The sequence below is a fragment of the Sphingobacterium sp. 18053 genome (assembly GCF_902706145.1).
GTDB classification, from domain to species: domain Bacteria; phylum Bacteroidota; class Bacteroidia; order Sphingobacteriales; family Sphingobacteriaceae; genus Sphingobacterium; species Sphingobacterium paramultivorum.
The window spans coordinates 129,382-154,924 of the sequence record NZ_CACSJW010000010.1 but is presented as its reverse complement, the minus strand read 5'-3'; the positions used below and the strand labels follow the sequence as shown (position 1 = coordinate 154,924).

The following is a 25,543-nucleotide window of genomic DNA, read 5'->3' as shown; positions in this document are numbered from 1 at the left end:
TGATCTTTGTTGTTAACTATACTATTTGATATTAGTCAATAAAATTATACATGAAATCAGGTTACTTCAAGAGTTTTGATCAAGGGGAGTTATTATATCGCGTTTGGAATTATCAGGCCGGACAGCGGACATTGATCGTACTGCACCGTGGGCATGAGCATTCGGAACGTCTGCAGGAGATGGCTACGGATCCACAGTTTGCCGATCATTCAATCTTTGCATTTGATTTGCGCGGACATGGCTATACGAAAGAACCAGTTTCAGCGATCTTTATGGATTATGTACGGGATCTAGATAGTTTCGTTCATTATATAGGCCGAGAATATTTGGTTGATTCGAAAGACATTTTCGTTATCGCCAATAGTATTGCAGGAGTTATTGTCAGTGCCTGGGTACATGATTTTGCTCCTAAAGTCGCTGGTATTGCATTGTTGGCACCTGCATTTGAAATTAAATTATATGTGCCCTTGGCAAATCAGATGATTGCTTTGGGAACAAAGCTAAAAAAAGATCTGATTATCCAGAGTTATGTCAAATCTAAAGTGTTGACTCACGATATCGATCAGCAGAAGGCTTACGATGCCGATCCTTTGATATCCAAATCTATCAATGGCGCTTTGTTGGTTGATCTATTAAAAGCTGGCGAGCGTATCGTTGAAGACGCTGCGGCGATTGATATTCCTGTGATTGTCCTTTCTGCTGAAAAAGATTATGTGGTCAAAAATTCGGTACAGAAAAAATTCTTTGTGACAATTGCTTCAAAGTTGAAGACCTTTATTACATTACGTAATTTCTACCATGGGATTCTATTTGAAACAAACCGGCAGAAAGTTTACCAGTATCTGCGAAACTTTATCGACAAGGCCTATGCCCGACAAAGTCCTGAGTTGACGCTTGAACCCGATGAGTTTTCGGTGAAAGAGTATGAACAATTATACCATAAGTTACTTCCTGCGGGTGAAAAATTGAATTATGCGGTCCAAAAATGGGCATTGGGTAAAATAGGTTCCTTAAGTAAAGGAATGAATTTAGGCCTGCAGTTTGGATTTGATTCTGGGATATCGCTGGACTACGTCTATCGCAATGAATCGCAGGGTAAAAATCGCTTTGGGCGTATCCTCGACCGTGGTTATCTGGAGGCCATCGGCTGGAAAGGAATTCGCATTCGAAAACAACACTTGTTACAGTTGCTGGAAGAGCATATAACGAAAGTTAAAGCTGCTGGAAAAACCGTTAAAATATTGGACATTGCGGGTGGGACCGGAAATTACTTATTTGATATTAAAGAAAAATATCCCGAAGCCGAAATCGTGATTAATGAATTCCTGTTGTCAAATATTGCGGTAGGAGAGAAGATTATCCGTAGAAACGGATTGCAGGGAATACGATTTACCAACTACGATTGTTTTGATACAGCTACCTATTCCAAACTGGAATTTGAGCCTAACATTGTTATTATCTCAGGTATTTTTGAACTTTTTGGTGACAATGAAATGGCAAGTAGGGCTTTAAAAGGTGCAACTTCGATTTGTGAAGAAAGCAGTCATTTGGTTTATACTGGACAGCCATGGCATCCACAGTTAAAGATGATTGCTTACGTGTTAAACAGTCATCAGAAAAAAGACTGGGTGATGCGCCGTCGTTCGCAGAAAGAATTAGACCGTCTGATGGCCTACAATGGAGTCGTTAAGGAACGTATGCTAATCGACGACTTTGGCATATTTACAGTCTCTTCGGGCCTGGTAAATAAGTAGTCCGCAATCGCTATTTCTAGAAAAGCACTGTTGTGCGTCTATTTAGGATAGTTTTTTCCAGCTGACTCATCTTTTGTCGTCAGCTGGAAAAATCATGAAAAATGCTAATTCTTATAAGCACGAATGGCCTGTATGATACCCTCTAGATTTTCGTTAAAGTCCTGCATTTGTGCAAACACCTTATCATCTTTGGCCAAACCACCATGTTTATTGTTCTTGCGGAAGATTTGTTTGATGTGTTCCCAGCGCTCTTGTTCCACATTGTTTATCAATCCGGCGAGTTCTTTCAATTTTAGAAGATTACTTTCTGTATCGGCAGTAAGGGTTTGTGACTCGCTTTCATAATGTGCGAGGATAACTTGATCGATTTCCTGATCGTTCATCATGGGCACGATCTGCGCAATGAGCTTGCTCATATTCCGGTAAGATCCTTGCATTTTGAACGGCGGTTCTGTTCGGTAATTGTCCTGCATGGCCGCACTTTGAATATAATTTTGATTGACCTTAATGACAACATTTCTGATCTTTAATACATGTTTTAATACCGTTATAAAATCATCGATATCTTGCTTCAGGTAATTGCCTTCTAAATCGGGAAGTTGGTCTACCACCGATTGCGCGTAGTTCACTAAAGCATAAAAGTCGTTGAAGGATTTGCTTGCTATTTTTTCAAGGTAGCTGTTTTCAATTGCCGCATTTTCGATCAAGCTTAGATTGAATAGTGCTTCGGTATCACCGATCACATCCCCTAGATTGTAGACATCGGCACGGTTGGCAAGCATATCTGGAATCTGAAATTTGGACCCGCTTTCTGTATAGGGGTTTCCAGCCATTACGATGCAGAATCTTTTCCCGCGCAAATCATATGTTTTACTCTCGCCTTCAAAAATACCGTCGATCTTACGTTGGCCGTCAGCCAATGAAATAAATTTCTGTAGGAATTCAGGATTCAAATGTTGGATATCATCGAGGTAGAGCATCACATTGTCGGCCATTTCAAAGGCAAGATTAATCTTCTTAAGTTCCTCACGTTCCCCGGAAGTTTTCGCCTCCACAGGATCAATTGAAGTAATGGAATGCCCAATTGTAGGTCCGTTGATTTTCACAAAATGTAATCCCATGGTTTTCGCTAGGTATTCCATCAATGTTGTCTTTCCGTAACCTGGCGGAGAAATGAGGAGAAGCATACCCATTCTGGCGGTACGTTTATTGTCGCCAGCTGCCCCAAGTTGTTTGGCCAGATTATTTCCGATCAATGGAAAGTAAACTTCGTTGATCAACTTATTGCGGACAAAGGATGTTAAGACTTTTGGTTCAAATTCTCCGATTTTCAGCTCCTTGGCATATGTTTTTCCAAGCTGCTCCTTCAAAGAAGCGAATTCTTGAAAACGAGGGGCATTCAATTCGGCAAATGTCTTCAACCTACTCAGAAATTGATGGTATTGAATCTGCTCTTCTCCATTGTTCAAGATCGGATGATTTCCCTTTAATCCCTGGATGAGCGCATTGTCTTTGGCGATGATCAATTGGTATTCATCTTTTGGATAAAGGAGTGTGACTGCAGTTTCCTCAATGTACTTGTGGAAAGCCTGGTAGTCACTGTTCTCGTCGATAAAAGAATTTAGCCAATTTAAAGTCAAATAGAAACGGTCTACGAGATTAAATTGTGTATGCTGAATATCTGCTTCAAAGAGTTTGAAACTCTTTTTGTTTTCCAATAACCTGATGAAAGCCTTCTTCAGTTCATCCGATTGCTCACTGACGACAAACTTGCTGTAGCTTGTGAAAGTCTGGAAAAGATAGCTCGCGATCTCCTCTCCACTAATTGTCGAGCGGTCCAAATGAGTGTCCCAATTGTTGAATAATTTTGTGAGTTCGTCAACGACAGATTGGTAGCGTGTGGAATTTGGAAATGCTTTTAATACGGAGTGTGTAGACTGGATCAACGCTTTCTGTTTTTCCTGTTGGTCTTGGGCCAGTGAATGCCAAAACAACTGCGCCATAGCACGCAAATGAGCATCGTAACGTAAAAGATCAAGCTTGCTGTCTAGCTGTTTGATGGTATCATAGATTACCAGGGCATCAAAATTATGCACTCCTTTGACATAACCTTCCGAATAACTTTGCTCGACAGTCTGATTGATAAACAGGTTGGCATCAAAATCGTGCTGTCCTTTAGAAGCAAGGAATGTTTTATAAGCGAGATATTCAGCTCGGTATACATCTTTGTTTTCGGAAATCAGTTCCTGATCCCAAATATCTCTAAAGTTTTCTATTTCGGAGCCTTTGACTTTTTGATAGAAGCTTGTTCCGGTAAGATGGAAGTATATTTCGTCATTTTTGCGCAAGAGCGTTAAACTAAGTGACTGATTATTGACGGCGAATTTATGCTTGCCAAGCGCAATAATATTCTCTCCATCTACAAAAAGATCATTCCTGTCACGTAAAATGCGCAATGCATCCTCTTGAGATTTTTTGAGTAGGTTTTCAAGATTTTCGGCTTTTGAAACATCACTGAGCGTTTTCAGTTCTTGCACAAGTTGTCTGATTTTGTCAATCATCAAATCTGAAGCAAAGAAACTCAGGATTTCTTCACGTGTTGCAAATGTCTTTGATTTGTTTTCGATATTCTTTAAAACACGAAGCCCAATTTGTTCGAGCGAAGAACTGCGTTTGTTGATCTGTTCAACGATTTGCTCTCTGCGGGAATTGAATGCTTTGATAACTTCATCGCGTTTATCTGCGATCTTCAGTGCAAAGTCCTCAAATTCTGAAAATTTACTTTCGAGTTCTTCCAGTTGGACAATGACTTTGGTGTAATACTCGTCTACTTTTTCTGTTGTTGTGGAGAGTTCAAGGTAGTTGGTGACAGATTGCTCCAGTAGCGTAAGCTGGGCCGAAAATTCTGCAATGGCTTCCGTACTTTTTAATGAATTGAGTTTGCGTGTAAGCTGCGACCGGACTTCATTCAAGGACGAGAAAATAACAGCTATCTTTTCAATTATTTTAGTCGTCTGGGTGGAATCGTCTATTTTTAAGCTGTTTAGTATGTCAATTAGGAGCTCGAGCTCACTGGATATTGCCGAATTCGTTTCCTCGATCGCTTTGGCATCATAAACTTTGATAATTGCAGCGACGTTGTTCTTCTGTTGTTCAACTTTTTGCTCATAGGACTGCAATGCCTCGTCGCGAAGCAAGAAGGCAATTGTCTTTTCGGCGAGTTCGGTGGTGATTGACTGTAGTTTATCGAGTAAAGCATCGATGCGGACTATATCGATATATTTGACATTTTTGAGGTCAATGATTTCGCCCTGTAAACGACGTGAATCTGCCAGTTGATGAACAAGTTGATCAAGCTTTTCGACTACTGTACTATTGATGGAAAAGGTAAGCTCTTCCATTTTCTTCTCGGCACTGCTATTGAGCTCTGTGGCGTATTTACGTTGGGCTTGAACCTTAACAAACTCGTCAATTGCTGTATTGGCAACTTCCTTGATTTGAGCTAATGGCTGCCCAAGGTTTGACAAGGCTTCATCCTTTATCCAAAAATAGGAGTCAAGCAGGACAGTCGATTTTTTGAGTATATCCTCGTAAAGACCTTCATAACTGTCTTCTTTGTTAATGAGCTGTATGACTTCTTGTGCCTCGGCCATGGCTTGTACGATCTGTTTATTACCAACCTTATAAAGCGGATCGTCTTTTTTTAGCTCATTTTCTTTGAGTACGGCCAAGTAAGGGGTTTCCCAGATCTGAACCTGATGATGCCTTGTTGCTTCAGCCTCTGTGTGAAAGTAAATTAAACTACCGTCTTTGAAAAGTGTGAAGCCATTGCAGATGATCGGAGTTTCGACATGCTGCTGAATGATATTATAAGACAGTAAGATGTAGGTATTCGTCTCTTCCTGACAAAAGATATAGAGAAAGTCTTCGCCGTTTGGTGATGCTATGCGTCTAAGGAAGCTAACCTGGTCAAACTGGACGTCAAAGATTTTATGGGTGCCATTCTGCAGGTAGTATCCGTTAGAAAAAATGATTCCTTGATTATCGGGAAGTAGAATGGCTGATTCATTAAGCGATTTAAGATTGACAACTTCTTTTGTCCGTTGGTTAAAGACAAATGCGCGGAAATCTTCTTGATAGGGTTTGATGCGAACGGCTATCAAATTGCCAAGGTCTGCATAATAGTAATCCGCATCGTCCAATTGTTGGTCGGTGTTTGAAACTTTTTCGGAGAAGATCCCTTTCCCCGTATCGGTATTATTTTCGATTTTGAAAGTAATATCGCCATTGATTGCTTCAATAAAGATTTTGTCCTTAATGGATATGTGTGGATGTTTCCCAAGACGACGATCTTCCAGTGTTGTTTTTGTCCAATCAAACTCAAACTGGTTAGGCAATTTGACCTCATGAATGCTTCGGTCGTCCTGATATTGAAGCGTTCCGTCTTTGATCAACCACTTGAAAGCTTTCAGGTCAGCAGGATTTTTGCTGGTCTGAAAGATCATGTAAAGATAGTTTTCCGTACGTCGAAACTTGGAAAAGATCGAGTCGCGATAGTATTTATATAGATTTTGATAATCACTAATGAAATTGTGATCATTGATCAGATCGAGTGATTGTGGTATAAACTGGTTGTTTTCAAATGCATATACACTAAAAACATCTTCGAGTTTAATTTCAGAGCGTAAGCCAAAATGGACATTATAGCCAAATATACATAGATTGTCGAGGGCTAAAATACCACGGGCAACACAGTTGTTTTCTGTGGTGATCCGTTGATTGGCCTTGAGTATAAAACTTGTCGCATTAAATACTTCCTTGCGGGCATCATTTAGCTGCAGGAGTTTGGAAGAAAGCTCTTCTTTTTGTGTAAGGAGTCGCTTTCGAATAATCTCATATGCACCTTGATCAAGGGAGTCGTTCTGGTTTATTACGTTTTCTTCTGGCATAAAATGAGCTTTATCGACTTTGTATATGTGGTGAAATCTTTTGTTTATTACCTGCAGTGATAAATAGCATTCATCTGCAGGCAATAATGGAGTAGGTATTAACTAAGACAGCTTTTTATTGGATATGCCTAAGTTTTTTGCTAACCCGAACAAAGAATTGATAAAACCGGTGTCTTCGCCATTTTCAGCGTCAGTCGCCGCTTGTTGAAGTTTTATCAATGCTGCTGAAACTGTGAGGTTCTTTATATCGTTTGTGGAAATTCCATATTTATCGGCTAATCCACGCACCTTCTCTGCAAGGTCTCCTTGTCCATCTGGACCTATCAGGGAATTTTTGATATCGGTCGCATGTTTGGAGTTGTCGATCAGATGGTCAAAACCTTTGGAATTGGAAACTTGACGGACGATATTCTCAAAGAACATCGTTTCACCCCCAACGATGTCGATTTTTGCCGTTTTAAGTGCTTCCGACAATACGCCAGCTTGTGCTTGAGCAATGTCTTTTTGGATATTGATGTGTGCGAGTTCAATATCACGTTCTTTTTGCAATTGCAATTTGAACTCTTCGTGATCTCTGCCCACACCATCCAATTTCTTCATCGCCTCTGCTTTCTCTTCGATACCTTTTGCTTCAGCAAGCGCTTTCTCACGCACAACTTCCGCTTGTGCTAAGCCCTCTTTACGCATCGCTTCCGCTTTCTTCTCGATCACATTAGCTTCAACGGTACCTTGTTTTTCTTCGGCTTCGGCTTTTGCAACCATCACTTCAGCTTCGGATAAGCCAAGCGCGGCTTCTTCTTTGGCTTGTGCTTCAGCAATAATTTTACGACTTTCGGCTTCCTTCAGTGATGCCTCTTTTTTCGCTTCAGCATCTATCAATAATTCCTGAGCACGCTTTTCGGCAATTTTACGAGCCGCCTCTGCGTCGATTACTTTTTTCTCCGCTTCCTGCTCTGCAGCAATTTTTGCAGCTTCGGCTGCCTTAACAGTGGATATTAATTTTTCTTCTGCTTCTTGTGATGCAGCGATAACACCAGCTTGTTTCTTTCGTTCTACTTCACGGAATACTTCGATGTCTTTGACGCCTTGTTGCTCTTCAATAACACCTTTCTCCAATTGTACGCGTTCCTTGATAACACCTTGGATACTTTTCTTTTCAGTCTCGATTGAGCGTTCTTTGTCGATTTGGGCCAAGGTAACAATGCGTTCACGTTCAGTTTGTTCCAAAGCACGGTCTTTCTCTACGCGTTCTGCTTCCACAGCATCCGTGCGCTGCTTGTTTTTCTCAGCAATGATGATCTGACGCAGCTTATTTTCTTCCTGTACTGCCAGCTGCTCTTCGGTAGAAATACGGACACTTTCATATTTTAAGCGCTCTTCTTCACGGACCTTTGCTATTTCTGCTTCTTCGCGGGCCTTGATGTTATCAATTTCACGTTTTTGCTTTTCTTCTTTTTCAGCAAGTTGACGATCAAGTTCCAAAATCGCTTCACGAGCTTCCACGTTTTGCTTTCTGATCAACTTCTCTTCGTCACGACGGATAAAATTGGCATTGATATTTTGCTTCGCCGTTAGCTCCGTTATTTTTTTAATGCCCTCACTGTCTAAGATATTGTTTGGATTGAGATGCTCAATATCTGTCTGCTCAAGATAGTCGATTGCACAGTCATCTAGAATATAACCGTTCAGGTCTGTTCCGATGATATCCAAAATTTCGTCGCGAAACTCCCGACGCGCTTCATACAATTCGATGAAATCAAATTTCTTACCGACTGTTTTTAAGGCCTCGGAGAATTTAGATTCAAAAATGCTTTTTAATGTTTCCGGCTCACTTGCACGGTCGCAACCTAAATTTTGGGCAACATTGATCACATCATCTACACTTTTATTGACGCGAACAAAGAAAGCAACTTTGATATCTGCACGAATATTGTCCTTGCAGATCAAACCCTCACCTTGCATACGGGCGATCTCAATTTTTTTGATAGAGATGTCCATGATCTCCATCTTGTGAAATACAGGTACAACATACATTCCTTTGTTGAATGCTACCTTTGTACCACCAACACCAGTTCGGACAATTGCTTTCCCTTGTGGAATTTTCTTATAGAATGCACTCAATACAACAAAGAATGCAAAAATTAAAAAGACAGCCAATCCGACAATTAAAAGTATAATTCCGTTTAAGCCACTTAAAAATAAAAGAGGTTGATATAGCATATGATTTGTATTTATTTAGATTTTAATATTTGGGTTTACGATTAGGATTTAAAAGAATAAATATCCGTTCTTTTAGGACAGTTGTTTAGGTGTCGATTCTTTTCTTTTATTCTTTTTTCATTAAATATTGTCTATCGTGATTTCTTTGGTCACATAATAATATTTCTTGTCCTTGGATTCGTCAACAATAATGACATCGTCTCCGTAGCCTATTTTCTCCCCATTGTGGCTGACAACATTGAGGCGAATAGGATCCTGTTGGATGATAAATTCGGCAGAACCTATTTTCTTGCCTTCAATACTGGCTCTCATTTTACCCATGCGACCAAGAAAATCGTGACTTTCTTCGCCATTGTAACCTATAGTTTTAAACATTTTAGCTAAGGGTTTGGTCAGAAAATGCATTAATATAAATGTAACAATGAAAACGGGGATTAGGATTAATACAGACTTTATTCCCCATGAAGCAACGTCGATAAAGAGCGAAGAAATAATGGTAATTATCCAGCCTATAAATTTGAATAGTGTTACAATAAGCATGATGGGTACTTTGCCAACATTGATGTAATCCATTGCTTTTGCAAAGAAACCAGGTTCTGTATTAGCGTCCGTATCCGTATGATGATGGTGAGCATGGTCGCCCCCCTCAGTTGCGATATCATGTGATCCATCAACGTCCGTGACATCAGGTGTGGGATGGAGGTCTATATCTGCATCGGCATCAAAGAGATGTACTCCATCACCCATCAGAAACATAAATAACCAATACACTACAGACATGCCAGTTAAGACTGTCATAATTCCATTGGATAATGGATTGAATAAGATATTGATTAGTTCTGTCATCGTGTTATTGTTTAAATTTTCTCCCTTTTGAATGTGTAATGGAACGACCAGGAACTGCCATTGACCTCAAGGTCCTGCATGGTTACCAGTTCCCAGCCTTGATTTCCAAGATCATTTAAGATTTCATCAATTTTTTCGGGATCCAACTTTGTTCCCCAGAAACCCTTAGGTTCAATTTTTAGCGTTTTATACTCAAATCTTTTCATCACTATTTAATTTTCTTTTTAGTTCTTCTAATTCGTTGTTGACGGCTTCAGACCCGCCGATGGTCTCGTTAATCTCATCAACTTTACTTTTATTACCTAGTGCAATCTCGCCATAGGCCTTCGCTAGTGCCTCGTCTTCCTCGACTTTCTCTTTCATACGTTCTAACATGGAAATCGTACTATTGGAATCGATATTAGCGAGCTGCCGATTGACCATTTTAGCTGCGTTAGAGACCTTTACACGTGCCTTTAATGTGGAGAGTTCACCTTCCCATTTCGATATATTGAATTTGAGAATGTCTACATTTTTGTGTAGCTCATCGGCTGAACTTTGATGAATCACGGCTTGTTTCTCCAATTCACTAGCTTCGATTAATAACTGTTTTTTCAGTAACAGCGCTTCCTTTGCCAGACCTTCGGCCTTTTCTGCCGTTAGCTCTCCCTTTTGTGCCTTTTGGAGTAATAGAATAGCTTTGTTCTCAAATTCATTGGCTTCTTCTTTTTTCTTTTCACAATTGTTTTGGGTACGTATGGCTAAGGCCTTCACTTTAGCATAGGCTTCCAACGATTGTTCCAGGTCCTCTTTCATCTCACGGATACCCTGTTCCGTCATTTTGATGGGGTCTTCCATTTTGTCCACGACTGCGTGGATCTCTGCTTGACCGATTCTGAAAATTCTCTTAAAAATATTCATTATTCTATAATTTTGAAAAACTTATTAACTGATTATAATATTCACTCATCAACAGACTCAGCGAATTGATGGCTGCATCAAATTCGTTCTGGTCGAGATTATGTATTTGTAACGTATACCGAAATATAACTTTGGTACCATCTTCCGTTAACGCAAATCCGCCGTGGATAATATCTCTATTTTTTATCAATAGTGATTTGAACATATCCATGGTGTCATTGCTGATTGTAAAAAGGTATTGCTCAAAAATCAGGATGGGTTGGGCAATGCCTACAATGAGGTTACGAATTCCGTCGTCTTCATTTTCGATGACAAAGATTCCTTCTTTTGTATCCTTATGGGTAATGGTGTAACCGATGTTGGCGATATAATTTTCAATTTTTGAGAAGTACATAATCAAGTTTTTTATATATTGCACATATTCTTTGCATAAAGGTAATAAAAATGCAAAAATATTTTGCAATAAAAATTCAATTTTTTTTAAAATGAGTAACGTAGGGAACAATATTAAGAAACTAAGAAAAGTGAAAGGAATGAGTCAACAGGCGTTTGGGGATATTTTTAATCTTACTAGAGGTAATATTTCGTCTTACGAAGAAATGCGTGCGGAACCAAAAATTGAAATTGTTCTTAAAATTGCAAATTATTTTGGCATTCCTGTGCAGCATCTTATTGAAAAAAATCTATCTGTCAATGAAATTCTTAATTTCAATGATTATTTTGAGCCAAATGTTTCTATTATTGGACGTAAAAGATTGTTACAAATCCCGCTGCTGGAACGGGATGCTATTTTTGAAGCGAGTACTCATTTTTCGAAATTAGATGAGCTTCCAATAATTGAATTTCCTTTGCAAAGTAGGAACCGTCTCATCGCAATCGAATATGCTGACCCTATTCCGGTACCGAGCGATTTTTTGGCTAGCCCTCAATCCATTTTGTTTTTTGAAGAAGTTGATGTTCAGAGCTTACATACTTTGGATAATGCCTTTGGTTTGTATTTTTCCGAGGAAGAGTTCTTTATTGGAAAATACAGTTTGCAGGAAAAGGAGATTAGTTTAGCCTTAAATGTCTGGAAGAAGATTGATTTCACTTTGGGAGAGAAAGCATATTTCTGGAAATTGTATGCCAAGTTTGAGCGAATCTAATCGCGTGGAACTTTTTCCTGCTGTTTATTTGGTATTGCCGGTATCGAGCGTATTTACATATTGTTACCATATTCTAGGTTAATGGTGTTATTGTACTCTACTTACAGGGGGTTAACAAGGGGTTTGCAGGGATTTACCCCTGCTATACCCCTGTTAACCCCCTGTTAACCCCATGTAATACCCCTACGAAAAGCGGTCTTGAGGTTGATCTGATGCTGACTTTCAGGCAAGAAAAGAAGACTACTAAATCAGGTCTGCAGATGTGAATGCCCACAAAAAATTTTGTGAAGTCGGGCATTGTAATTAAATTAGTTCGATAATAAAGTAAAACTTTTGCGCTGTTGATTCGCGTCTTTGGTTCATGAGAGATTATTCTAAACTGTTATCTCACAATAAAAATGGAAATTTGTGCAGGATTCGATCCAAGATCAGGAGTCAACACCTGGATAATAGGATAATGTATCATCAACAGAGAGTTGGTTTTTATTGGTAAGAATAAATCTCAAGGACGGTAATGTTATAAATCGGTAATGTTATAAGTAAGATAAATAGTGACGAACTTGTCGATCCGCTAAAAGTAGTGTGATTTATTTAGTTTCAGTACAACATGCATAAACGGCTAAATTACCATGGATAAAAAACTAAATTTAAATAGATGAAGAAAGTAACCTTATTAGCATTAATTGCTGGATTTTTTGTTATTTCCTGTAATAATTCCACGACTAAAAAAGTTGAAGTAAAAGATACGACTGCCGCTATTGACATTAAAAAAGATACGGCCAAAACGCTGCTGGAAAATAGAGGCGGCGAAGTGCCAATACCTAAATTTAGTTCTGTTGAGACACAAAAATTGGCGGAGGATTACACAAAATATATCAAGGAATTTATCGCTGTTGCTAAAAGTGGCGATGTTGTTAAGCTCAAGGAGCTTGCGTCCAAGCGTCAGGAATGGGCGACCAAAGAAACTGAAGCTGTTTCTAAGTTTACACCGGAAGATGCCAAATTATGGAAGGCTTATGCTGAGAACCTAGGAAGAGAGTTGACAGCAAGCCTAACAAAATAAGTTGGGAACAATCGACGAGGTAGAGACTTGAAAAATCTACCTCGTCGATCATACTAGAAGGGGAGGTCATCTTCAGTTTCATCCGGAAGTTTTGGGCTGTCTTCTTTGGCACCGTTGGACTCCGATAAAACCATGAAATTATCTACTTTAATTTCTGTGACATATTGTTTTACCCCATCTGCATTCTCATAATTACGATAGGTGAGTTTGCCCTCAACCATGAGTTTGGTTCCACGTTGGCATTTCTTTTCAATGGTATTGTTTTGATTACCCCAAACCACGAGTGTATGCCATTGAACTTCTTCAACCCACTCGCCGGCTTTGTTCTTGAAAAGATCATTGGTGGCGAGACGTAATACGGAATAATTTGTACCGGTGGAAGTTGTTTTGATTAATGGGTCGTTTCCTAAATGCCCAACCAATTGTACTTTGTTGCGTAATGTGCTCATGCGTCTAATTTTTAAATGTTTTTAATAATTCTTATTTTAGTTGACGGTCATTGGCTATCGATGCCAAATGATCTTAAGCAAAGGTGGGGCGGGGAAAAGAATATAGTCGTCTATTTACCATTTGTATTCGACTATAGTCGATTGTAACCGTTTGTTGTCGTTTAATCTTCCGTTATGAGTTCTGTCGAGAAAGTCTGCCTTGAATGTGGCAAGGGTATATATGGCCGTTCTGACAAGCGATTTTGTGATGATGCTTGCCGGAACGCCTATAACAATAAATTAAATAGCGACCAGACCAATATGGTGCGCAATGTGAATAATATCCTACGAAAAAACCGTCGTATTTTATTGGAAGCGTTGAGTGGGGAGGGTATGATCAAGATACAACGGGAAAAGTTAAAGCGGTTGGGATTTGATTTTAAGTTTCATACACATACTTTTTCCAATAACAAGGGACAGACCTATAACTTTATTTATGAAACAGGCTATCTGTTGCTGGAGAATGATTGGGTATTGATCGTTCAAAAGAAACCACTGTGATTTTAATCGCAACAGATTCATTAGTATTGGTTTAGTTTGCAGAACTGAGCTTGGCCTTCCTTATTGCGATATAATTAAAAATAGTGAAGGTTAGAATCAATATGTAGTAGCATACTGGGATGAGTAAAAAATAGGCGCTATTGAATATATCGCTTAAAAAAGACGGTAGTGAAATCTTAAAAAAATCTGCAATAATAATATAGCCTATGAAACTTCCGAGAAAAAATAGTCCAACAGCATGTATTACAATTATTTTTTTTAGGTGTTTACTGTATAAGGCGTCTTTGTTTTGCTTTGTATAGCCCATAATTGCTGGGACCAATAATCCTAATAACGGATTGACCAAAAAGGTGAGCGATGCTAAATATAGCGCTTTAATACTTCCTGTTTGATTGTTGTCGATACTGATTTGATTTACATTTGGCATAATGAGTTGTTCTAAAGGTATTTCCAAGATTTGACTGATCTGTTTGAGACTAAATCCACTGATTTCTTCAGTGCCTTTTTCGATGCGTTGCACTGTTCTTAGCGATACACCCGCCTGATCGGCGAGTTCCTGCTGCGTTAGTCCCTTACGTTTTCTTGATAGTTTGATTAATTGATTAGCTGATTGACTTTCCATAGTCCAAAGATGGGGAAATAGTCGTTGAATTTCAGCGAAATTGATGCGACAATAATATGCCAATATCGTGCTGTAAGATATAACGGATTAATAATCAAAAGTTTTTGGGAATTTGGTAAATATTTTGAATCTTTGCAATTTAATAGAGTAATTAATAAAAACGGAAGAATATGTTTGTAATATCAGAAAATCCCGCTTCGTCCACAGAGAAGATTCTCGGGAATATTCTTCGGAATACGGCCCTTTCCTAATCTTCTTTCTTAATACGTTAAGTAACCTATGTTGATATTGGCTAAAACTTGGCTCTCTAAATGGTGGTCCACTGTTCCAATATGCTTAGCTTATTATGGAGTTTTAAAAATCCAGTTACTTTCAAGGTTATTGTGAAAGCTGGATATGAATGTTATGTTTTAGAAAATTTTATGAATTCAGTAAATAAATATGTCCTTCAGGCACTGGATAATTATCCTATGTATTTGGAGGAGACCATGGAATCCTTATCCTATGCACTGTCTTATGATGAGTCTAATACAATGGCGCTATGTTTGATGGGAAGAGTTCATGCCGAACAGCTATTGGACTATGAGCAGGCAAAAAGGTATTTCCAGGAAGCTTTGGTGCATAATGTACAGGCATTGGAAGTATATCCTTATTTCATTCAGACATTGATTGATATGGGGGATTATGAAGCTGCAAAAAAGACGATTAAATTTGCTTTGACACTTCCGGCGATGCCCTTGACAGGGATTTGGATCAAGAAAGCACTTCTATTTGAAAAATTAAGAAAATACAAAAAGGCATTGAAGGCGTTAAAGATGGCAAAACTTGAAAATGTTGATCTTGATTTTTCGTCAAGCCTGAAGTCGATTGAAGATCGGATTAAAGGGAAACAGGAAATTAAGAACGGGAGAGAAAAGGAAAATAAGAAAGAAAAGAAGAACACCCGAAAATAGTCTCACACTATCCCGATAACAGTTTTTGTTTCGAACCAAGGTCCGATAAAGAAGCCCTAGATGAAATTTCATCTAGGGCTTTATCAATATAGTTTAAGAATTATTCTGCTCTTAAGATTTTCGCAGCCTCAACCATCGACTCTAAAGCCGCTTTGGTTTCTGGCCAAGCACGAGTTTTTAAACCACAGTCAGGGTTAACCCAAAGCTGTTCTGCTGGAACTACTGCTTTTGCTTTACGCAATAGATCTACCATCTCATCTTTGCTTGGAACACGTGGTGAGTGAATGTCATAGACACCTGGACCAATATCATTTGGATATTTGAAATCACCGGCGAAAGCATTCAACAATTTCATTTGAGAACGTGAAGTCTCAATCGTGATGACGTCAGCATCCATTGCAGCGATATCTTCGATTACATTATTGAACTCAGAGTAACACATGTGTGTGTGAATCTGTGTATCGTCTTCTACATTTGATGAAGAAACACGGAAAGCACGTACTGCCCAGTTCAAGTAATCTTTTTGATCAGCTTTACGTAGCGGCAATCCTTCACGGATAGCTGGTTCATCGATTTGTATGATTTTGATACCTGCTTTTTCCAACGCTTGTACTTCATCCAAGATCGCCAATGCAATTTGGTAAGTCGTTGTTGAACGCGGTTGATCGTTACGTACGAAAGACCATTGTAAGATAGTAACCGGACCAGTCAACATACCTTTAACCGGACGGTTAGTCAATGATTGCGCGTATGAAGACCAACGGACAGTCATATCTTCAGGACGGTATACATCACCATAGATAATTGGAGGTTTTACACAACGTGAACCGTAAGATTGTACCCAGCCGTTTTGTGTGAAAGCGTAACCAGCCAATTGTTCACCGAAGTATTCAACCATGTCGTTACGTTCGAATTCGCCGTGTACTAATACGTCGATATCTAATTGCTCTTGAAGACGGATTGTGTTCTCAGTTTCTTCTGCGATTGCTTTATCATATTCTGCCTGCGTGATAGCACCTTTTTTCAAGTCTGCTCTCCATTTACGAACATCTTTCGTTTGTGGGAATGAACCAATAGTTGTAGTAGGGAATGCCGGCAAGTTGAATTTCGCTTGTTGCGCTGCTTTACGGTCAGCAAATGCTGAAGTACGTTTTGCATCGTTATCAGTGATATTGCTTGTACGTGTTTTAACCTCTGGTTTGTGGATCAATGGAGAAGTACGACGACTTTCAGCAGCAGCTTTGTTAGCTTCGAAGCGTTTTGCTGTTTCAGCATCAACTTCACCTTCCGCTAGTACGGCTAAGTCTTTTACCTCAGCTAATTTTTGTTTAGCAAATGCTAACCAGTTTTTTACTTCAGCTGGTAGCGATTGCTCATTGTGCTCATTGTCTAAGTCAAAAGGAACGTGCAACAATGATGAAGAAGGAGCTACCCATACACGGTCTTTTCCTAATGCATCAACAGCCTGTTTGATTTTAACCAATGATTTTTCGTAATCATTTTTCCAGATGTTACGGCCTTCAACAATACCCAAAGATAATGTTAATGAAGCAGGAACTTTAGCTAGTACCGTATCCAATTGGTTTTCACCGCGTACCAGATCTAAATGTAAAGCATGGATAGGTAGGTTAACTGCGATATCTTCGTTGTCTTTTAAAGCTTCGAAGTAAGTAGTCGCGATTAATTTGATATTTTTTGCTGCTGCAGCTAATTTTTCGAAAGTAGGTTGATATAAAGCTTTTACTTTAGCATCTAAATCCAATGCTAAGAAAGGCTCGTCAATCTGAACATATTGGGCACCAGCCTCAGCTAGTTTAGCTAATATTTGCTCATATACTGGAACAAGTTTATCCAATAAATCGATGCGGTCGAAGCCAGCTTCTTTTTCTTTACCGATCAAAAGGTAAGTGATAGGACCTAGTAGAACTGGTTTAGTATCGATGCCCAATGATTTTGCTTCGTTATATTCATTTAAGAATTTTTCGGACGTCAATTTGAATTCTTGATCTTTTGTGAATTCTGGCACCATATAGTGGTAGTTGGTATCCAACCACTTGGTCATTTCCATTGCAGTCACGTCGATTCCTTCTTGTTGGAAACCACGCGCCATGGCAAAATATAGATCTAAGCTGTAATTGTTGTCTACTTTATTCAATAAAGAATGGTAACGAGCAGGAATTGCACCAACAGTAAGGGTTAAATCCAATACTTGATCGTAAAAAGAGAAATCATTGGAAGGGATCAAATCTATTCCAGCATCTTTTTGTGTTTTCCAATTGCCTTCACGAATTTTTTTTGCGGTGTCCAATAATTCCTCAACAGAAGATTTTTTAGCCCAATAGGCCTCATTGGCTTTTTTCAATTCGCGGAACGCGCCCACACGAGGGTAACCTAAATTGTTAGTCAATAACATAATGAATGTTTTTAATATTTCTTTTTCAACTATATTTCTTGCTAGAGAGAGAAGGACACACTAGAATTCGGTGACTTCGGCTTATCATTCCCATATCAAGTAGGGTAGAATTTAGCACCTTGTCAAGGGACAGGTTGCTAAGGCTTCATCGGGTCTATTCCCTCTGCCTTTCTCTATAAGCGACGCTAAGTTAGAACATTTCTTTTTGAAATGCAAATTTTTTATAAAAGTGCATCAATTTTTTATATTCTACTAAGGATAAAATTGTTTTGTTCTTTTCTTTTCATCCGTGATTTAGTGTATGCCATGTTTCAATACGTTGTGGCATAAAAAATGGGGAATGACTGTTTCTCATTCCCCATTCTTTTAGCTCACCAAAAGTTTGTAACCTTTTCCGTGCACATTGACAATTTCAACCTTACTATCTTCTTTTAGATATTTACGAAGTTTACTGAGAAATACATCCATACTTCTACCCGTAAAGTAGTTGTCATCATGCCATATTTTTAATAAAGCTTCTTCCCGGGTCAGCACATCATTTTTCTTTAAACAAAGCAAACGTAGTAGTTCCGCTTCTTTGGTGGATAGTTTTTGCATCTGTCCTTTGTAAGAAATTTGCTGACTTGTATAATCAAAGAAATAATCACCAATTTCAAATTTATCAGCAACCACTTCCTCTTCTTTGTCTCGAACACTGCGCTTCAGCAAAGCATTGATGCGGAGCAATAATTCCTCCACTCGAAAAGGCTTTGTGATATAATCATCTCCCCCTAATTCAAAGGCTTCGGTTTTATCTTCCATCATCCCCTTTGCTGTGGCAAAGATAATAGGAACAGTGTTGTTTGTTTTTCTGATTTCACGTCCAACTGTAAATCCGTCCTTTTTTGGCATCATGACATCGAAAATACAGAGGTCGTAGTTATTTTTTTTGAATTGAGAAATCGCTTCATCTCCATCCGTGCATAATGTGACGTCAAATTTTCCCTTTAATTCGAGATAGTCTTTTAAAAGATCCCCCAAATTAGGATCATCTTCTGCTAATAATATCTTTTGCATAATGATTATATTAATTTTCACCAATGTCCCTTGATGCTGATAAATCAGCTTTCCTCAACCTTTGAAATTTTTTAAAGAGGAAATATACAAAAAAGGAACGTTTTATTTTTTAATAGGCAAAATTACTTCAAAGGTCGTGCCCTTATCTTTTTCACTTTTAACTGTAATTTTTCCGTTCAGCCTTCTCAGGATGTCCTGTACATAACTTAAGCCAAGACCAAATCCTTTGACATTATGAACATTTCCAGTTGGAATACGGTAGAACTGGTCGAAAATCTTTTGCAGGTGATCCCGGCTCATCCCAATACCGTTGTCGGCAATAGTGACGACAATGGTATCGCCAACATTTTTTGAATTGATGTTGACATGTAAATCTCCTTTGCTGTACTTGATGGCATTATCCAATAAATTGTAAAATACATTCGAAAAATGTAACTCATCACCGATGACAATATCCTTTGTCGCTGCAAGATCTATACTGAATTTTCCGCCGATATTCTGCATGCGTAGCTGCATACTGTCCGTTACTGCAGAAACAAGATCATTGATGCTTACTTCTACCTGGTCGAGTTTTAGCGTTTCTTTTTCTAGTCTTGCCAAATCGAGTACACGTTCAATATGATTTCCGAGTCTAACATTTTCGTCGTAGATGATATTAGCCAATTTCTGAACGCGCTTGTGGTCGGCATTGATGTCTGGATCTTTAAGTGACTCACTAGCAATCATAATTGTTGCAACAGGTGTTTTAAACTCATGCGTCATGTTGTTGATGAAATCTGTTTTCATTTCCGAAACTTTCTTTTGTCTGAAGATGATAATCAGTGTATAAGCAAAACAACCCACCAACAAGAAAAGTAGTGCCAGCATAGGTAGTAACAGATAGCCCATATTATCTGCGATTATTGCCTTTTTATTGGGGAAATAGATTGTTAATTTCCCTGGCGCAGCACCGATATCACCTTTAAAAAGTGCGGTCGAGTATTTTGTTGTATTTGTTGGGTTATTTAAAGCGGCTTCGTTTAAAATATTATTCAGTAATATATTGTTTGTACTCCATATTTCAATATTAAAAGGAGCTTTAATGTCGCGTTGAGCCAACTCTTCTTTGATAAGTTCTTGGACGATGATAACATTCAATCGATCTTTTAACGGACGTTTAGCCAGCTCCATTCCAATAGCAACATCTTCGATGTAGTCTGCTTTTTTGCCCCCCAGCATGGCAACGGAATCGTATACATTAAAACCACTCCAAGCATTTTTTCTGTTGAGAATATCCAATCTTTTTTCCAAATCAGAAATTGTTTTTGCAAGTTTCGTGTTCTCTCTAGGTGGTAATGTGGCTACCCTGAATTTTGTCTGTTGATTGACCAGTGGGTCCATAAGGGGGATAACAAACCGTGTGCTATCGTCTTTTCCACTAATCTGATCATCTACCTTTGATGCATTTAACATGATAAAAGCCTGTACCAGATTATCGTCGGTAAGCTCATTTGAAACAGAAAATTTGATGAATTTCTGGTACTCCGGTCTTTTGATGTATGTTTCGTAAAAAGAATTCTTGATTTCAATTACATTTGGATACAATGCGCGTAATTGGTCTTCTTGCTCTTTAAAGTTTGAGAAAACAACATGCTGTTTGTTTTTTAATTCTTCAATTCTATACTGTATTTCGAGTTGCTCGGCCAAAAGACGTTGTTTGGCTTGTTCCTGCTTGGATTTTTCAATATTACGTTCCTGTTGAACTTTAGCAAAGTCGACCACTTCCCGTCGTTCAAGCTTTCCGGCAACAGCTGTAATCGCAGCATTGACGGACTCATCAAATAATTGGGATTTTTGACGATAGGAATCTCTCAGAAAATAGAATTGCATAGCCAATACCCCAATTAGAGCTAGAGACATCAGTCCAATGATTAATACAATGCTATTTTTCTTCATTAGAATTGGGTATTAAATAAATGTATTTTGAATATATAACAAAGTTTATAGCACTCAGTTTATTTACCATTTGCGTATCCATCCCTTATACCATGTGAGTGGCCATTTAAGGTCCGGTAGCTCATATTTTCTTAAATTGTTACAAATATAAAGATGCTAATGTGTTTTGATGCTGTTTTAACAATGTTTAACAGCAATCTGTTTAAATATAGGTGCTGTTGTTTGTAAATTAGTGAATAGAAATGAATTATGTGCTGAATTGGTCTATTTGATAAATTTAATCTACGCGGTCGAGTCTGGCTGCTGTAGAAGTGAATAAGCCGAGTATAACGTGTTCATTGGTGCAAATGAGTGCAGATACTCTTTAACAACTATATAGAGATGAAAAGTTATGTATTATTATTGGTATTATCTTCCATAGGGACCATTGCTTTGGGGCAGGTGAAGGTAAAGCCGCAGATTCCTTTAATGGAGGAAAAAGAATCAAAGATGCCTGTCCTAAAATTGGATTCTTCAGATGAAAAATATCATATGCCCATTAAGAAGCCAAATCGTGTGGATGGTTTAGCTCCGATGCCAGGAACAGAAAAAATGCCCAAAGGTGATGAGAAAGAAAACAATCTTCCGTTTAGGCGCTTGAATGATTCGTTAAAGGTGAAGGACTTTAAATTAAAAATCGACTCCTTGTATCCAAACAAGCAAAAAAAATAGCGTTCTATCTAGAACACTATTTTTTTTGCTTTAATCCTTATTGTCCATTATAGCTGGGAAACACGGATTGTATTTGTTTTACCTTTTTCGATTAACGGCGTCGAAGCTGTATTGATAATGATAGATCCAGGTTTAACGTAGTTATTTTTTACAATAAATTTGTTAACATCATGGATAGATCCATCCGTGCTTTCGAACTTGTCGTAGATAAATGTTTTTACTCCCCAAAGTAGGCTGAGTTGTTTCAGCAATTTTTGTGTTCCTGTGAAAACTAAGATATCTACATTTGGTCTATAACTTGTAATTTCAAACGCTGTTGCTCCAGATGATGTTAATACCGCAATTGCTGATGCATTTGTTTTTTGAGCAAGGTAAACTGAAGAAGCACAAATCGCGTCCGGAATAAGTGTTCCGTCGTGGATTTCACTAACTTTCTCATTATAATAAGGATAAGAAGTTTGTTCCACGTGGATAATGATTTTGCTCATTGTTTCGATAACGATTTCAGGGAATTCACCAACTGAAGTCTCGCCACTTAACATCACAGCATCCGCTCCATCCAATACGGAGTTGGCTACGTCATTTACTTCAGCACGTGTAGGACGTGGTGTAGTGATCATACTTTCCAACATCTGTGTCGCAATGATCACTGGTTTTGAAAGATCTCTACATTTCTGTACGATGATCTTTTGAAGTCCTGGTACCTCTTCCATTGGAAGCTCAACACCCAAGTCTCCACGAGCAACCATAACAGCATCTGTAGCTTCAATAATTGCATCAATATTTTCAATCGCTTCTGGTTTTTCAACTTTTGCGATTACACGTGCATGGCTTCCTTTTGCCTCAATGATTTTTTTACATTGAAAAATATCTTCTGCCGAACGGACGAAAGACATAGCGATCCAGTCTGCACCATGATCCAAGGCAAAATTCAAGTTGTCTAAATCTTCTTCGGTCAACGAAGGGATAGATACTTTGGTATTTGGTAAGTTAACGCCTTTACGTGAAGTAAGAACACCTCCGTGTACAACTTCACAGGCAACAGTGTCTTTATGATTGGTCTCTAAAACACGAAGTTGAAGTTTTCCGTCGTCAAGTAAAATGATTTCGTTGGCTTCAACATCGTTTGGAAAGTTTTCGTATGTAATGTAGATTCTGTTTTCGTCTCCGATAAGCTCGTGTGTCGTGATTTCAACTTTTGAACCATTCACGAGAACAGCGCCACCTTCTTTCATTTTTCCGATCCTAATTTTTGGACCTTGTAAATCGGCTAAGATGGCAACATTGAATCCTGTTTCATTATTTATTGCATTTATAGTTTCGATTACCTTAAGGTGATCTTCCTGGCTGCCATGAGAGAAATTCAACCGGCACACATCAACCCCTTTGGCAATCATGTTGGTCAAAACTTGTTTGTCTGCCGAGGCAGGGCCTAATGTTGCGACAATTTTAGTCCTTTTTTGAACTTTTTCCATCTGTTATTTTGTATTTTAAATGTTCTTCATTAATCACAACAAATAGCAAACTATATTGTTGTGTTCTGTCAAAACTAAATCGAATTAATTTAGATCTAAACTGGGGTGTATTTGCTACACTAACCTACAGTTTGCTAAAATATGAGATTTTCTTTAGATTTCAATATTTTTGGCGATATTTCTTTTGCAATGACGACTTCGGGTAATTTGCTGATCCTTTTGATAATATGTTCCACGTCATCCTCACAGATGTAGTTTTTTATAATGATAAAAAAATCAAAGTGGGGGTTTTCAGGAATTAAATAAGTTCCTTCGATGCTCTTATTGTTGATAAGAAAATATTCGGTATCGGCATCGGGGATAAGGTGATGAAAAGCAGTGAAGTGGTAGCTTATTTTTTTCTTTGTGTCAAAGATAATATGATATTCAAGTTCTTCTTCGGGTTTGTTTTTTTGTCGACCATCGTGGTCGTATTTGCTTTCTTTTCCTCTGGAAAAATTCAGATTAGTCTCCTTGTTGATGAAATGGCAGAGTCGGTAATCTTTCAAAGAACAGGTAATGGCGAGTAGGGTAAAATCCAACTCTTCGTCCATATCCATATCTAATCTTGCTACTAACTTATTGACCACTTTAATGCTTAAATATATGTTCCTCTGCTAACGAAGGTACTAATAATTTCAAGGTTGGAATATACTTTTTGTGTAAAATTTGAGTTAATTAGCTGAGCGTTTGGAATACAAAATATTTTTTGTTATACTTGAACTAAGTTAATATAGAGTGGGTTAGCTAGTATAAGACGCGAATAAGTTCGGTCGCCTAACGTGGTGACTTTCATCTAAATATCAATTTAGGTTTGAATTTTGATGAAATTTATTTTTCTTTGCACAGATTTATTAAACAATTAAACTATAAAATCATGTCAGATATCGCTTCAAGAGTAAAAGCAATTATCGTTGAAAAATTAGGTGTTGACGAAAACGAAGTAACACCAGAAGCTTCATTCACTAATGATTTAGGTGCTGATTCACTTGACACTGTTGAGTTGATCATGGAGTTTGAAAAAGAATTCAACGTTGCTATTCCTGATGATCAAGCAGAGACTATTGGTACTGTTGGTCAAGCAATCGCTTATTTAGAAAAAAACGTTAACTAACTAATTTAATTAGGCTAATCGTAATAAATGGAGCTTAAAAGAGTAGTAGTAACAGGATTAGGCGCCCTTACACCAATTGGAAATACCGTCTCAGCTTACTGGGAGGCGTTAATAAATGGTGTAAGCGGAGCTGCTCCTATTACGCATTTTGATGCGTCAAAATTCAAGACTCAGTTTGCATGTGAGGTAAAAGGGTTTGATCCGCATGAATTTATGGATCGTAAGGAAGCTCGTAAAGTCGATCCTTTTGTACAGTATGCAATTGCGTCAACAGATGAGGCAATTAAAGATGCTGGCTTAGATTTTGAAAAATTAGATACAAATCGTATCGGAGTAATTTGGGGTTCAGGAATTGGGGGTTTAACAACTTTCACTGAAGAAGTTGCAAATTTTGCAAAAGGAGATGGAACACCTCGTTTCAATCCTTTCTTCATTCCTAAGATGCTCGTTGATATTGCTCCAGGACATATTTCAATGCGTCATGGTCTTCGTGGTCCCAATTTTTCTGCCGTATCGGCTTGTGCCTCAGCTACCAATGCAATGATAGATGCTTTTAACTATATTCGTATGGGCAAAGCTGATGTGATTGTTACGGGTGGATCAGAAGCTACAGTCAATGAAGCTGGAATTGGTGGGTTCAATGCTATGCATGCTTTGTCAACCAGAAATGACGATCCTAAAACAGCCTCGCGTCCTTTTGATAAAGATAGAGATGGTTTTGTTTCGGGAGAGGGTTCAGGTGCCTTGATCTTAGAAAGTTTGGAGCATGCCTTAGCACGTGGAGCAAAAATCTATGCAGAGATTGCAGGGGGTGGAATGAGTGCTGATGCACATCATATCACAGCATCGCATCCTGAAGGATTGGGCGCAAAACTGGCTATGACAATGGCTGTAAATGATGCAGAGATGGATTTTTCAGATATTGATTATATCAATGTTCATGGGACTTCTACACCGGTCGGTGATATTAGTGAAACGAAGGCTATTGTTGACCTGTTTGGTGAACACGCCTATAAATTGAATATCAGTTCAACTAAATCAATGACAGGACACCTTTTGGGTGCTGCAGGGGCCATAGAAACTATCGCTTCTATATTGGCTGTTCAAAATGATATTGTCCCTCCGACAATCAATCACTTTACAGACGATCCGGAAATTGATAATAACTTGAATTTTACATTCAACAAAGCGCAAAAACGTACCGTTAATGCGGCGTTGAGCAACACATTCGGTTTCGGTGGGCATAATGCTACCGTTATTGTGAAAAAATATAAAGCTTAATGTTTGATCCTTCAAACATGGTTTGATAATATGAGCTAGCGACAGGTTCTTTAACTAGGACTTGTCGCCTTATTTTTA

Annotated in this window: 21 protein-coding genes and 1 riboswitch; of the genes, 8 read left to right on the top strand and 13 right to left on the bottom strand. The window is 38.5% G+C overall.

What is annotated here, in order from left to right; translation table 11 throughout:
* Nucleotides 1-50 precede the first annotated feature (50 nt).
* A complete protein-coding gene (locus tag GVK91_RS22675; RefSeq protein ID WP_159731413.1) occupies nt 51-1,754 on the top strand; it encodes a bifunctional alpha/beta hydrolase/class I SAM-dependent methyltransferase in 1,704 nt (567 codons plus the stop codon).
* Between the two features lie 104 nt (nt 1,755-1,858).
* Here the strand turns inward: GVK91_RS22675 and GVK91_RS22670 are convergent, their stop codons facing one another.
* From GVK91_RS22670 to GVK91_RS22645, 6 genes are all read right to left on the bottom strand, one after another.
* Nucleotides 1,859-6,703, bottom strand: coding sequence for a DNA repair ATPase (locus GVK91_RS22670; protein ID WP_159731411.1), 4,845 nt, complete (start codon nt 6,701-6,703; stop codon nt 1,859-1,861).
* 102 nt (nt 6,704-6,805) lie between these two features.
* Nucleotides 6,806-8,923 (bottom strand): flotillin family protein, encoded by a 2,118-nt coding sequence (locus GVK91_RS22665; protein ID WP_153844909.1) that lies wholly within the window; start codon nt 8,921-8,923, stop codon nt 6,806-6,808.
* Between the two features lie 120 nt (nt 8,924-9,043).
* The gene (locus GVK91_RS22660) at nt 9,044-9,769 is read right to left on the bottom strand and encodes an OB-fold-containig protein (protein ID WP_153844910.1); all 726 of its coding nucleotides are present in this window, start codon (nt 9,767-9,769) and stop codon (nt 9,044-9,046) included.
* 11 nt (nt 9,770-9,780) lie between these two features.
* Nucleotides 9,781-9,975: a DUF4177 domain-containing protein gene (locus GVK91_RS22655; protein ID WP_088160062.1), complete on the bottom strand. Its 195-nt coding sequence runs from the start codon at nt 9,973-9,975 to the stop codon at nt 9,781-9,783.
* Nucleotides 9,962-10,669, bottom strand: coding sequence for a PspA/IM30 family protein (locus GVK91_RS22650; RefSeq protein ID WP_088160063.1), 708 nt, complete (start codon nt 10,667-10,669; stop codon nt 9,962-9,964). Before GVK91_RS22650 ends, GVK91_RS22655 begins: the two co-directional genes overlap by 14 nt.
* Nucleotides 10,670-10,673: 4 nt before the next feature.
* Nucleotides 10,674-11,063: a YbjN domain-containing protein gene (locus GVK91_RS22645; RefSeq protein WP_046674974.1), complete on the bottom strand. Its 390-nt coding sequence runs from the start codon at nt 11,061-11,063 to the stop codon at nt 10,674-10,676.
* A gap of 31 nt (nt 11,064-11,094) precedes the next feature.
* On the opposite strand from GVK91_RS22645, the gene GVK91_RS22640 reads away from it, so the two are divergent.
* A complete protein-coding gene (locus GVK91_RS22640) occupies nt 11,095-11,814 on the top strand; it encodes a helix-turn-helix domain-containing protein (RefSeq protein ID WP_227550099.1) in 720 nt (239 codons plus the stop codon).
* A gap of 655 nt (nt 11,815-12,469) precedes the next feature.
* Nucleotides 12,470-12,877, top strand: coding sequence for a hypothetical protein (locus tag GVK91_RS22635; protein ID WP_153844911.1), 408 nt, complete (start codon nt 12,470-12,472; stop codon nt 12,875-12,877).
* 53 nt (nt 12,878-12,930) lie between these two features.
* Here GVK91_RS22635 and GVK91_RS22630 read toward each other — a convergent pair whose 3' ends face one another.
* Nucleotides 12,931-13,326, bottom strand: coding sequence for a single-stranded DNA-binding protein (locus GVK91_RS22630; protein WP_153844912.1), 396 nt, complete (start codon nt 13,324-13,326; stop codon nt 12,931-12,933).
* Between the two features lie 174 nt (nt 13,327-13,500).
* Between GVK91_RS22630 and GVK91_RS22625 the strand changes: the two genes are divergently transcribed.
* Complete coding sequence (locus GVK91_RS22625; RefSeq protein ID WP_145327180.1) at nt 13,501-13,866, top strand: hypothetical protein; 366 nt, start codon at nt 13,501-13,503, stop codon at nt 13,864-13,866.
* A gap of 31 nt (nt 13,867-13,897) precedes the next feature.
* Here the strand turns inward: GVK91_RS22625 and GVK91_RS22620 are convergent, their stop codons facing one another.
* The gene (locus GVK91_RS22620; protein WP_153844913.1) at nt 13,898-14,488 is read right to left on the bottom strand and encodes a helix-turn-helix domain-containing protein; all 591 of its coding nucleotides are present in this window, start codon (nt 14,486-14,488) and stop codon (nt 13,898-13,900) included.
* Nucleotides 14,489-14,910: 422 nt separating this feature from the next.
* Between GVK91_RS22620 and GVK91_RS22615 the strand changes: the two genes are divergently transcribed.
* The gene (locus tag GVK91_RS22615; protein ID WP_153844914.1) at nt 14,911-15,441 is read left to right on the top strand and encodes a hypothetical protein; all 531 of its coding nucleotides are present in this window, start codon (nt 14,911-14,913) and stop codon (nt 15,439-15,441) included.
* A gap of 100 nt (nt 15,442-15,541) precedes the next feature.
* Here the strand turns inward: GVK91_RS22615 and metE are convergent, their stop codons facing one another.
* From metE to GVK91_RS22600, 3 genes are all read right to left on the bottom strand, one after another.
* Nucleotides 15,542-17,854: a 5-methyltetrahydropteroyltriglutamate--homocysteine S-methyltransferase gene (metE, locus tag GVK91_RS22610; RefSeq protein WP_159731409.1), complete on the bottom strand. Its 2,313-nt coding sequence runs from the start codon at nt 17,852-17,854 to the stop codon at nt 15,542-15,544.
* Between the two features lie 78 nt (nt 17,855-17,932).
* Nucleotides 17,933-18,036: riboswitch (SAM riboswitch) on the bottom strand.
* A 184-nt stretch (nt 18,037-18,220) separates the two neighbouring features.
* Nucleotides 18,221-18,910, bottom strand: coding sequence for a response regulator transcription factor (locus GVK91_RS22605; protein WP_172840643.1), 690 nt, complete (start codon nt 18,908-18,910; stop codon nt 18,221-18,223).
* A gap of 102 nt (nt 18,911-19,012) precedes the next feature.
* Nucleotides 19,013-20,845, bottom strand: a complete 1,833-nt coding sequence (locus GVK91_RS22600) for a sensor histidine kinase KdpD (RefSeq protein ID WP_153844916.1) — start codon at nt 20,843-20,845, stop codon at nt 19,013-19,015.
* Between the two features lie 381 nt (nt 20,846-21,226).
* On the opposite strand from GVK91_RS22600, the gene GVK91_RS22595 reads away from it, so the two are divergent.
* A complete protein-coding gene (locus GVK91_RS22595) occupies nt 21,227-21,556 on the top strand; it encodes a hypothetical protein (protein ID WP_153844917.1) in 330 nt (109 codons plus the stop codon).
* A 47-nt stretch (nt 21,557-21,603) separates the two neighbouring features.
* Here the strand turns inward: GVK91_RS22595 and pyk are convergent, their stop codons facing one another.
* Complete coding sequence (gene pyk / locus GVK91_RS22590; RefSeq protein WP_153844918.1) at nt 21,604-23,031, bottom strand: pyruvate kinase; 1,428 nt, start codon at nt 23,029-23,031, stop codon at nt 21,604-21,606.
* 134 nt (nt 23,032-23,165) lie between these two features.
* A complete protein-coding gene (locus GVK91_RS22585) occupies nt 23,166-23,660 on the bottom strand; it encodes an IPExxxVDY family protein (RefSeq protein WP_227550100.1) in 495 nt (164 codons plus the stop codon).
* A gap of 287 nt (nt 23,661-23,947) precedes the next feature.
* On the opposite strand from GVK91_RS22585, the gene GVK91_RS22580 reads away from it, so the two are divergent.
* Entirely contained in the window at nt 23,948-24,184 is a 237-nt protein-coding gene (locus tag GVK91_RS22580) for an acyl carrier protein (RefSeq protein ID WP_028070665.1), read from the top strand.
* 27 nt (nt 24,185-24,211) lie between these two features.
* Nucleotides 24,212-25,465, top strand: coding sequence for a beta-ketoacyl-ACP synthase II (gene fabF, locus GVK91_RS22575; protein ID WP_120333106.1), 1,254 nt, complete (start codon nt 24,212-24,214; stop codon nt 25,463-25,465).
* Nucleotides 25,466-25,543 lie beyond the last annotated feature (78 nt).

Excerpts from the sequence above, each read along its gene's own strand:
- GVK91_RS22615 (WP_153844914.1), top strand. The coding sequence starts at position 14,911 with ATGAATTCAGTAAATAAATATGTCCTTCAGGCACTGGATAATTATCCT.
- GVK91_RS22595 (WP_153844917.1), top strand. The coding sequence starts at position 21,227 with ATGAAAAGTTATGTATTATTATTGGTATTATCTTCCATAGGGACCATT.
- GVK91_RS22605 (WP_172840643.1), bottom strand. The coding sequence starts at position 18,910 with ATGCAAAAGATATTATTAGCAGAAGATGATCCTAATTTGGGGGATCTT.
- GVK91_RS22670 (WP_159731411.1), bottom strand. The coding sequence starts at position 6,703 with ATGCCAGAAGAAAACGTAATAAACCAGAACGACTCCCTTGATCAAGGT.
- GVK91_RS22660 (WP_153844910.1), bottom strand. The coding sequence starts at position 9,769 with ATGACAGAACTAATCAATATCTTATTCAATCCATTATCCAATGGAATT.
- GVK91_RS22675 (WP_159731413.1), top strand. The coding sequence starts at position 51 with ATGAAATCAGGTTACTTCAAGAGTTTTGATCAAGGGGAGTTATTATAT.
- GVK91_RS22635 (WP_153844911.1), top strand. The coding sequence starts at position 12,470 with ATGAAGAAAGTAACCTTATTAGCATTAATTGCTGGATTTTTTGTTATT.
- GVK91_RS22600 (WP_153844916.1), bottom strand. The coding sequence starts at position 20,845 with ATGAAGAAAAATAGCATTGTATTAATCATTGGACTGATGTCTCTAGCT.
- GVK91_RS22620 (WP_153844913.1), bottom strand. The coding sequence starts at position 14,488 with ATGGAAAGTCAATCAGCTAATCAATTAATCAAACTATCAAGAAAACGT.
- GVK91_RS22665 (WP_153844909.1), bottom strand. The coding sequence starts at position 8,923 with ATGCTATATCAACCTCTTTTATTTTTAAGTGGCTTAAACGGAATTATA.
- GVK91_RS22655 (WP_088160062.1), bottom strand. The coding sequence starts at position 9,975 with ATGAAAAGATTTGAGTATAAAACGCTAAAAATTGAACCTAAGGGTTTC.
- metE (WP_159731409.1), bottom strand. The coding sequence starts at position 17,854 with ATGTTATTGACTAACAATTTAGGTTACCCTCGTGTGGGCGCGTTCCGC.
- GVK91_RS22645 (WP_046674974.1), bottom strand. The coding sequence starts at position 11,063 with ATGTACTTCTCAAAAATTGAAAATTATATCGCCAACATCGGTTACACC.
- GVK91_RS22650 (WP_088160063.1), bottom strand. The coding sequence starts at position 10,669 with ATGAATATTTTTAAGAGAATTTTCAGAATCGGTCAAGCAGAGATCCAC.
- pyk (WP_153844918.1), bottom strand. The coding sequence starts at position 23,031 with ATGGAAAAAGTTCAAAAAAGGACTAAAATTGTCGCAACATTAGGCCCT.
- GVK91_RS22630 (WP_153844912.1), bottom strand. The coding sequence starts at position 13,326 with ATGAGCACATTACGCAACAAAGTACAATTGGTTGGGCATTTAGGAAAC.
- fabF (WP_120333106.1), top strand. The coding sequence starts at position 24,212 with ATGGAGCTTAAAAGAGTAGTAGTAACAGGATTAGGCGCCCTTACACCA.
- GVK91_RS22625 (WP_145327180.1), top strand. The coding sequence starts at position 13,501 with ATGAGTTCTGTCGAGAAAGTCTGCCTTGAATGTGGCAAGGGTATATAT.
- GVK91_RS22580 (WP_028070665.1), top strand. The coding sequence starts at position 23,948 with ATGTCAGATATCGCTTCAAGAGTAAAAGCAATTATCGTTGAAAAATTA.